The organism is Acidovorax sp. HMWF018 (assembly GCF_003061035.1).
GTDB lineage: Bacteria > Pseudomonadota > Gammaproteobacteria > Burkholderiales > Burkholderiaceae_C > Acidovorax > Acidovorax delafieldii.
The window spans coordinates 1,484-8,715 of the sequence record NZ_QAIM01000367.1; the positions used below are offsets into that span (position 1 = coordinate 1,484).

The 7,232-nt window shown below is 65.3% G+C and carries 7 protein-coding genes and 1 pseudogene; 6 read left to right on the forward strand and 2 right to left on the reverse strand.

Annotated elements, in window-relative coordinates:
* A pseudogene (locus DBR23_RS30705) lies at nt 1-266 on the forward strand (peptidoglycan-binding protein); the annotation flags it as partial.
* A gap of 35 nt (nt 267-301) precedes the next feature.
* Entirely contained in the window at nt 302-1,579 is a 1,278-nt protein-coding gene (locus DBR23_RS14040; protein ID WP_108498664.1) for an SEL1-like repeat protein, read from the forward strand.
* Between the two features lie 57 nt (nt 1,580-1,636).
* On the opposite strand, the gene DBR23_RS14045 is transcribed toward DBR23_RS14040, so the two are convergent.
* Both DBR23_RS14045 and DBR23_RS14050 read right to left on the reverse strand, forming a co-directional pair.
* Nucleotides 1,637-2,167, reverse strand: a complete 531-nt coding sequence (locus tag DBR23_RS14045; protein WP_255581712.1) for an NUDIX hydrolase — start codon at nt 2,165-2,167, stop codon at nt 1,637-1,639.
* An 80-nt stretch (nt 2,168-2,247) separates the two neighbouring features.
* The gene (locus DBR23_RS14050; RefSeq protein WP_108498665.1) at nt 2,248-3,150 is read right to left on the reverse strand and encodes a LysR family transcriptional regulator; all 903 of its coding nucleotides are present in this window, start codon (nt 3,148-3,150) and stop codon (nt 2,248-2,250) included.
* 193 nt (nt 3,151-3,343) lie between these two features.
* Between DBR23_RS14050 and DBR23_RS14055 the strand changes: the two genes are divergently transcribed.
* The 4 genes from DBR23_RS14055 (at nt 3,344) to DBR23_RS14070 (ending at nt 7,214) form a co-directional block, all read left to right on the forward strand.
* Entirely contained in the window at nt 3,344-4,867 is a 1,524-nt protein-coding gene (locus DBR23_RS14055; RefSeq protein WP_108498666.1) for a CoA-acylating methylmalonate-semialdehyde dehydrogenase, read from the forward strand.
* Between the two features lie 172 nt (nt 4,868-5,039).
* Complete coding sequence (locus DBR23_RS14060) at nt 5,040-5,435, forward strand: lysozyme inhibitor LprI family protein (protein ID WP_108498667.1); 396 nt, start codon at nt 5,040-5,042, stop codon at nt 5,433-5,435.
* Nucleotides 5,436-5,480: 45 nt separating this feature from the next.
* Complete coding sequence (locus tag DBR23_RS14065) at nt 5,481-6,647, forward strand: acyl-CoA dehydrogenase family protein (RefSeq protein WP_108498668.1); 1,167 nt, start codon at nt 5,481-5,483, stop codon at nt 6,645-6,647.
* Between the two features lie 63 nt (nt 6,648-6,710).
* Nucleotides 6,711-7,214 (forward strand): TfoX/Sxy family protein, encoded by a 504-nt coding sequence (locus DBR23_RS14070; RefSeq protein ID WP_108498669.1) that lies wholly within the window; start codon nt 6,711-6,713, stop codon nt 7,212-7,214.
* Nucleotides 7,215-7,232 lie beyond the last annotated feature (18 nt).

The following is a 7,232-nucleotide window of genomic DNA, read 5'->3' on the forward strand; positions in this document are numbered from 1 at the left end:
TCATGGACGCAGCCAGCCCCGGCACCGAGGGTGTGGCCTGCTTTGCCACCGACGAGGACAGCACGCCCCGTTTGCCCGAGGCGCTGCGCGGACCGCCGCTCAAGCCCATCCCGAACTACCGAGCGCTGGAGCGCTTGAACGAAGCCTTCGCCACCGCCTGGGGCACCGATGGCTACACCGGCAATGCCGTGTACTGGCAAGTCATTCCACGCCGCGCCCTGCCCGCCGCAGCCAGTGCGCCTGCCCAACCCGCCCCACGCAAGTGACACACCGTCGGTAAAGCACTGCGCAGGCGAACGCGATGACCACCACCCCGGCGACCACGGTGACCACGGCGACCACGGCGACCACGCATTCCACCATGGGTGGGCTGCATGCACCGCAGGGCATATGGCGCGCTACCCATGGCGCCGTGGCGCAGGCCTGGGGTGCAGCGTGCCTGGTCTTGGCGGTGGTGACTGCAGCACCTGCGCTGGCATCGGTGCGGGCGCTTCCCACGCCTGCGGAAATCACCGACATCGATCGCGCCAACCTGAACGCGGTGTCCCCCCAGGTGCCCGGGTCTGACGACCCCACGCAGGAGAAGATGTTGCAAAAACTTCGCAGCACCGCGCAACGCGATGGGGTGCCGACGCGCAAGCCGCACGCCCCCCCTGCCCCTACAACGCGATCAACGGGCGACCTGACGCCTGCCGATGCGGCGTGGCTGTTGGGATTGCTGGCGTTGCATGGCCTGGCCATGCCCGCTGACCCGGCGCAGGCCCAGCACTGGTTTGAACGTGCGCAAATGCTCAGCCACCCCCTGGCTCCTGCGGGCCTTGCGTGGTGCCAGCTCAGCGGGTGCGTGGCAGCACCCAATCCTTCAACCGCCATGCACTGGATTGCGCTGGTGGGCCGTGCCGATCCGGGGCTTGCCAAATACCTCGAATGGCATGCGGCCAAGGCATTGGCTCCATTGGCCGAGCCCCGTTTGTCCTCACCAGACCGATATCCCGGCTCAGCGGCCCCAGCGACGACCAGTCCATCGCTTCAAAAACTGTTGACGCAAGCCGTGCGCGCCGGCAACGCGCAGGCCGGCAACGAACTGGGGCTGGAGTTCATCGCCAGGGGCGATCTCGAACAGGCGATGGTCCAGTTTCAATCAGCGTCTGCAAAATCCGAGGCCGCCGCCGCCAACGCCCGCCTTCTGGCCCGCCGCATCCAGAGCGGTCCCAACGCCCGCACCCGATCAGCCCGCTACAGCGCTGCAGATTGGTACGCGGAGGCCCAGCGCTACCACCGCGGCGACGGCGTACCTGCCAACTACACCGAGGCCGTGCGCCTGTACCAGGTAGCAGCCAGCAGCGGCGACCCACAGGGCCGCAAGATGCTGGAGCTGATCTTCTCCAGACCCTTGCAAGGCGGCGCCATCGACGTCGTGTGGATGCAGCAGCTCGCCGGTCTTCACATCGGCACCAACGGCTTGTCCACCGGCACGACCACCGCAGCACCCACCAGCGGCTGGCAGCGCGAGCCCAGCCCGCTGTATGCCCTGGTACCGCTGCAGTGGCGGACGCCGGGGCACAGTCCACGTCGATGAACCGGGCTCATGGCCCCACGCTCCGTAGGCAACACCGTCAGCGAGGGCGTAAATACTCTACGCGGCGGATCCAGTCGACAAGTGGGATACAAGCCCGTCCCGGTGCACAAGGTGCGCCACGCCGCTGGGGCCACATGCCAGCAATTCAAGCAAATAGCTGCGCAAGATCGTCGGACGGATGTCTAGGTGCGCAAGCTCGTCGCTGGAAAACCAAGCAAACACCAGGCCGCGACCGCCTTCCAGCCCCTCATAGGGGCCATCCCCTGCGATCAAGGGGCCATCGCCCAGCAGACTGGTGTGCAAGCAAAGACCCAGTTCATGGTGCAGCTGGCCGGAATGAACGAAGAAGTTCTCCACCACACAAGCCAGCGCGCCCGGCACCACGGCCTGCCCCAGTTCTTCCAGCAACTCGCGCACCACCGCCTGTGCGGCACTTTCTCCTGGCTCGATCCCGCCCCCCGGTAACGCCCAAAACGCGTCGCCTTGCGCCCGGTGCAGCAGCACCCTGCCCTGCTGGGTGACAAGCGCTGCTGCACGTTGCCGCATGCGGGGGACAGATGGCGACAGCGAGGAGGGAGACAGGGTCATGTGCGAGGAGCCAATTGATGGCTAAAAGTGCCAGAGGCGCAAGCTTTTCATACGCCAGTAGCTATAAATTAAATAGCAAATCAAATGCCATCGACAGGCGGCAACAGCAACCCCTGCTGAGCCGCCACCGCCTCCCGCAAAAACGCCCACGTGGCCTGCATGCGGGTCACGTGCTTGTTGTCGCCGGGCATGGACATCCAGAAGGTGCGCTGAAAGCGTGCCACACCCGGCAGCACAGGCACCAGCGACGGGTCTTGCGCTGCCACAAAGGCGGGCAGCACAGCCAGCCCCGCCCCCACGCGGGCGGCTTCGTACTGTGCCAGGATGCTCGTGCTGCGCAGCGCAAAATGCGCGGGGCGATGCAACTCGTCCAGGATTTGCAGTTCCTTGCTGAACAGCAGGTCGTCCACGTAGCTGATGAAGGTGTGGCCCCGCAGGTCGTCTGGCGTGTGGATAGGGGCATGGCGCTGCAGGTAGCTGCGCGCTCCATACAGTTGCAGCACGTAGTCGGTCAGCTTCACGACCACCACCGCGCCACGCGCCGGGCGCTCCAGCGAGATGACGATGTCCGCCTCGCGGCGCGACAGGTGCACCAGGCGGGGCAGCGCCAGCAGGTCCACCACCAGGCCGGGGTGGTCCAGCGCAAACCGGGCCAGCTGGGGCGCCAGGATCAGGTTGCCAAAGCCCTCGGTGGTTCCAATGCGCACCAAGCCATGCAGGCCTTGGCGCACGCCGGGGGCGGCGTTTTCCACCGCCAGAAAGGCGGCTTCCATGGCCTCGACCTGGGGCAGCAGTGCGCGCCCGGCCTCGGTCAGCCGGTGGCCGCCCGCCTCGCGCGCAAACAGGGCGGAGCCCACCTGCTTTTCGAGCGCCTGCAGGCGGCGCGCCACCGTGGTGTGGTCTACGGCCAAGCGGCGCGCAGCCCCCACCAGCGTGCCGGCGCGGGCCAGCTCCAGAAAGTAGCGCAGGTTGTCCCAGTCCATGGGGTAGTCCTTGAATCAGTGAGCATTACGCAAACAAGGATATGCAAAGGTCGGAGGCAAAAGCAGCGATGTGCATTTTTGCAAACCTTGTGCGCACCATTGTCTATTGTGCAGACAATTCTGCACAATTAGGATGGCGAAGTTCTGGGCACCCTGCCCGCACCTTTGCCCGCTTTTTCCAGGAGACAAACCGATGAATGCACCCACCTCCCAGGCCGTGCTGGCCCCCACCGTCAAGCTGTTGATCGGCGGCCAGTTCGTCGAATCCAAGACCACCGAATGGCGCGACGTGGTGAACCCGGCCACGCAAGAGGTGCTGGCCCGTGTGCCCTTTGCCACGCAGGACGAAATCAATGCCGCCGTGGCCTCGGCCAAGGAAGCGTTCAAGACCTGGAAGAAAACCCCCATCGGCACCCGCGCCCGCATCTTCCTCAAGTACCAGCAGCTCATCCGCGAAAACATGGCCGAACTGGCCGCCATCCTCACGGCCGAACAGGGCAAGACCCTGCCGGATGCCGAAGGCGACGTGTTCCGTGGCCTCGAAGTGGTGGAGCACGCGGCCAGCATCGGCAACCTGCAACTGGGCGAGCTGGCCAACAACGTGGCCGGTGGCGTGGACACCTACACGCTGCTGCAGCCCCTGGGCGTATGCGCAGGCATCACCCCCTTCAACTTCCCCGCCATGATCCCGCTATGGATGTTCCCCATGGCCATTGCCACGGGCAACACCTTCGTGCTCAAGCCCTCCGAGCAAGACCCCATGGTGACCATGCGCCTGGTGGAGCTGGCGCTTGAAGCGGGCATCCCCCCTGGCGTGCTCAACGTGATCCACGGTGGCGAAGCGGCCGTGAACGCGATCTGCGACCACAAGGACATCAAGGCGATCAGCTTCGTGGGCTCCACCAAGGTGGGCACGCACGTCTACAACCGCGCCAGCCTGAACGGCAAGCGCGTGCAATGCATGATGGGTGCCAAGAACCACGCCATCGTGATGCCAGACGCCAACAAGGAACAAACCCTGAACGCCCTGGCTGGTGCCGCCTTTGGCGCTGCAGGTCAGCGCTGCATGGCGCTGTCGGTGGTGGTGCTGGTGGGCGAGGCACAAAAGTGGATTCCCGAGCTGGTCGAGAAGGCCAAGACGCTCAAGGTGAGCGCTGGTGTGGAAAAGGGTACGGATGTGGGTCCGGTCGTGTCGTGCGCCGCACTGTCGCGTGTGGAAGGCCTGATCGAGCGTGGCATTGCCGACGGCGCCAAGTTGGAACTGGACGGCCGCAAGCCCCAGGTGGCCGGCTACGAAAAAGGCAACTTCGTGGGCCCCACAGTGTTCAGCGGCGTCAAGCCCGGCATGGCCATCTACGACCAGGAAATCTTTGGCCCCGTGCTGTGCCTGTCGGCCGCTGCCGACATTGACGAAGCCATCGAGTTCATCAACAGCAACCCGAACGGCAACGGCACCGCCATCTTCACCCAGTCGGGTGCGGCGGCGCGTAAGTTCCAGGAAGAGATCGATGTGGGCCAGGTCGGCATCAACGTGCCAATCCCTGTGCCAGTGCCGCTGTTCTCGTTCTCGGGCTCGCGTGCTTCCAAGCTGGGCGACCTGGGGCCCTACGGCAAGCAGGTCGTGCTGTTCTACACGCAGACCAAGACGGTGACGGCACGCTGGTTTGACGACAGCACCGTCTCGCATGGTGTGAACACGACGATTAGCTTGAAGTGACATCCCCCTGAGGCGCTGCGCGCCTTCCCCCTTCTCTCGCGCTTTGCGCGGGAAGGGGGACGCCACCCGTGCGGCGGGGCGGCCCTTGCACGGTGGCACTGGCCTGGGCCGCGCCGGTTTCAACGACTGTGCGCGGTGGTAAAAGCAGGGCATGCAAACTTTTCAGACAACGATGCAGAGATGGGCCATGGTCTTCGGTGCTGCTTGCGCGATGCTGATCGGGGCCGACGCCCACGCACAGGCCGGTGCTGCCTGCAAACCCGGCGGCACCGTGGAAGAAACCAACGCCTGCGCCGTGCAAGCCTTCCAGGCGGCAGACACCGAGATCGCCATCCTCTACGGCGACGTGATGCGCGCCCTGTCGGCCCACGAACGGCCCCAGCTGCGGCAGGAGCACACGGCCTGGCAGCGCGAGCGCACCACCCGCTGCAAGCAGGCGCAGCGCAGCAACGAATCGCAGCCCCAGTGGCCGCGCTTGTACCACGAGTGCCTGACGGCCGAAACCCAGGCGCGCCGCAAGGGCCTGATGCGCTGGCTGACGCTGGACCACCCGTCCGCGAAGCCCTGAGCGAGGCCACCAGAACAACAAGAACCGACGACGAGACAGAACACCATGGACTTTGAACTCACCGAAGAACAACGCGCCTTTGCCCAGACGGCCCGCGACTTTGCACAAGCTGAGTTCGCACCCCACGCCGCGCACTGGGACGAGGAAGGCATCTTCCCGAAAGAAGCCATCGCCAAGGCGGGCGAGCTGGGCTTTTGTGGCCTGTATGCACCCGAAGCCGCCGGTGGCCTGGCCCTGCCACGCCTCGACGCCACGCTGGTCTTCGAAGAAATGGCGGCGGTAGACCCATCCACCACCGCCTTCATCACCATCCACAACATGGCCACCTGGATGCTGGGCACCTGGGCCACACCCGCCGTGCGCGACCACTGGGGCCCGTTGCTCACCACCGGCGAAAAGCTCGCCAGCTACTGCCTCACCGAGCCCGGCGCAGGCTCCGACGCCGCCTCGCTCAAGACCCGCGCCGAGTTGGTGGGCAACGAATACGTCATCAACGGCGCCAAGGCCTTCATCAGCGGCGCGGGCAGCACCGACGTGCTGGTGCTCATGGCCCGCACCGGCGACGCGCAATCCGGCGCCAGCGGCATCAGCGCCTTTGCCGTGCCCGCCGATGCACCCGGCATCAGCTACGGCAAGAAGGAACAGAAGATGGGCTGGAACAGCCAGCCCACGCGCACCATCAGCTTTGACAACGTGCGCATCCCCGCCGAAAACCTGCTGGGCCGCGAGGGCGAAGGCTTCAAGATCGCCATGAAGGGCCTGGACGGCGGCCGCATCAACATCGCCACCTGCTCGGTGGGGGCGGCCCAAGGCGCGCTCAACGCCGCCCAGCAGTACATGCAAGACCGCAAACAGTTTGGCAAACCCATCGCCAGCTTCCAGGCGCTGCAGTTCAAGCTGGCCGACATGGCGACCGAACTCGTCGCCGCCCGCCAGATGGTGCGCCTGGCCGCGAGCAAGCTGGACGCCGGGGCGCGCGACGCATCCACCTATTGCGCCATGGCCAAGCGCTTTGCCACCGATGCAGGCTTTACCGTCATCAATGACGCCCTGCAGTTGCACGGCGGCTACGGCTACATCCGCGAATACCCGCTGGAGCGCCTGCTGCGCGACGCGCGCGTACACCAGATTCTGGAAGGCACCAATGAAATCATGCGGGTGATCATTGCGCGGCGCATGCTGGATGGAGATGCCACCGAGGCCATCCGGTAGCTACAACATTCATAGCTACCCAGGCATATTGCACTAGCGCTACCGGCATTTTTAGCTCTCACCATGCCCGCCCGCCCGCTGTCTGACGAAACCCTGCACCTGATCGACGCCGTGCGCACGGCGCTAGCGCACCGCAGTGACGTGGAAGAACGCGCCCTGTTTGGAACGCACGCCTTCTTCGTGGACGGCAAGATGTGCATCGCAGTCAAGGGCGAGGAGCTGCTGGTGCGCTTGCCGCCGGAGCGGCACGGCGAGCTGCAGGAGATGCAGAACACGCGCGAACTCTCTCCGGGCGGCGGGATGAAGGGCTATTTCTGGGTGGAGCCCAATGGGTTTTCTACCCGGACGCAGTGGAGCTTCTGGATTGACGAAGCGCTGGCCTACAACCCGCACGCCAAGGCTGCACCGCCCAAGAAAAAAAGGAGTGTCGCCAAAGCCCAGCCCGCCACGCCGAAGAAAGTCACAGCAACAGGCGCGCGCACAAAAGGTGCCGCAGCCAAAGCCGCAAAGCCCCTCTCCAAAAAGCCGACCGCCAAGAAGCACAGCATCTTCGAAGCCGACGACTGACTCGCCCCTACACCCACC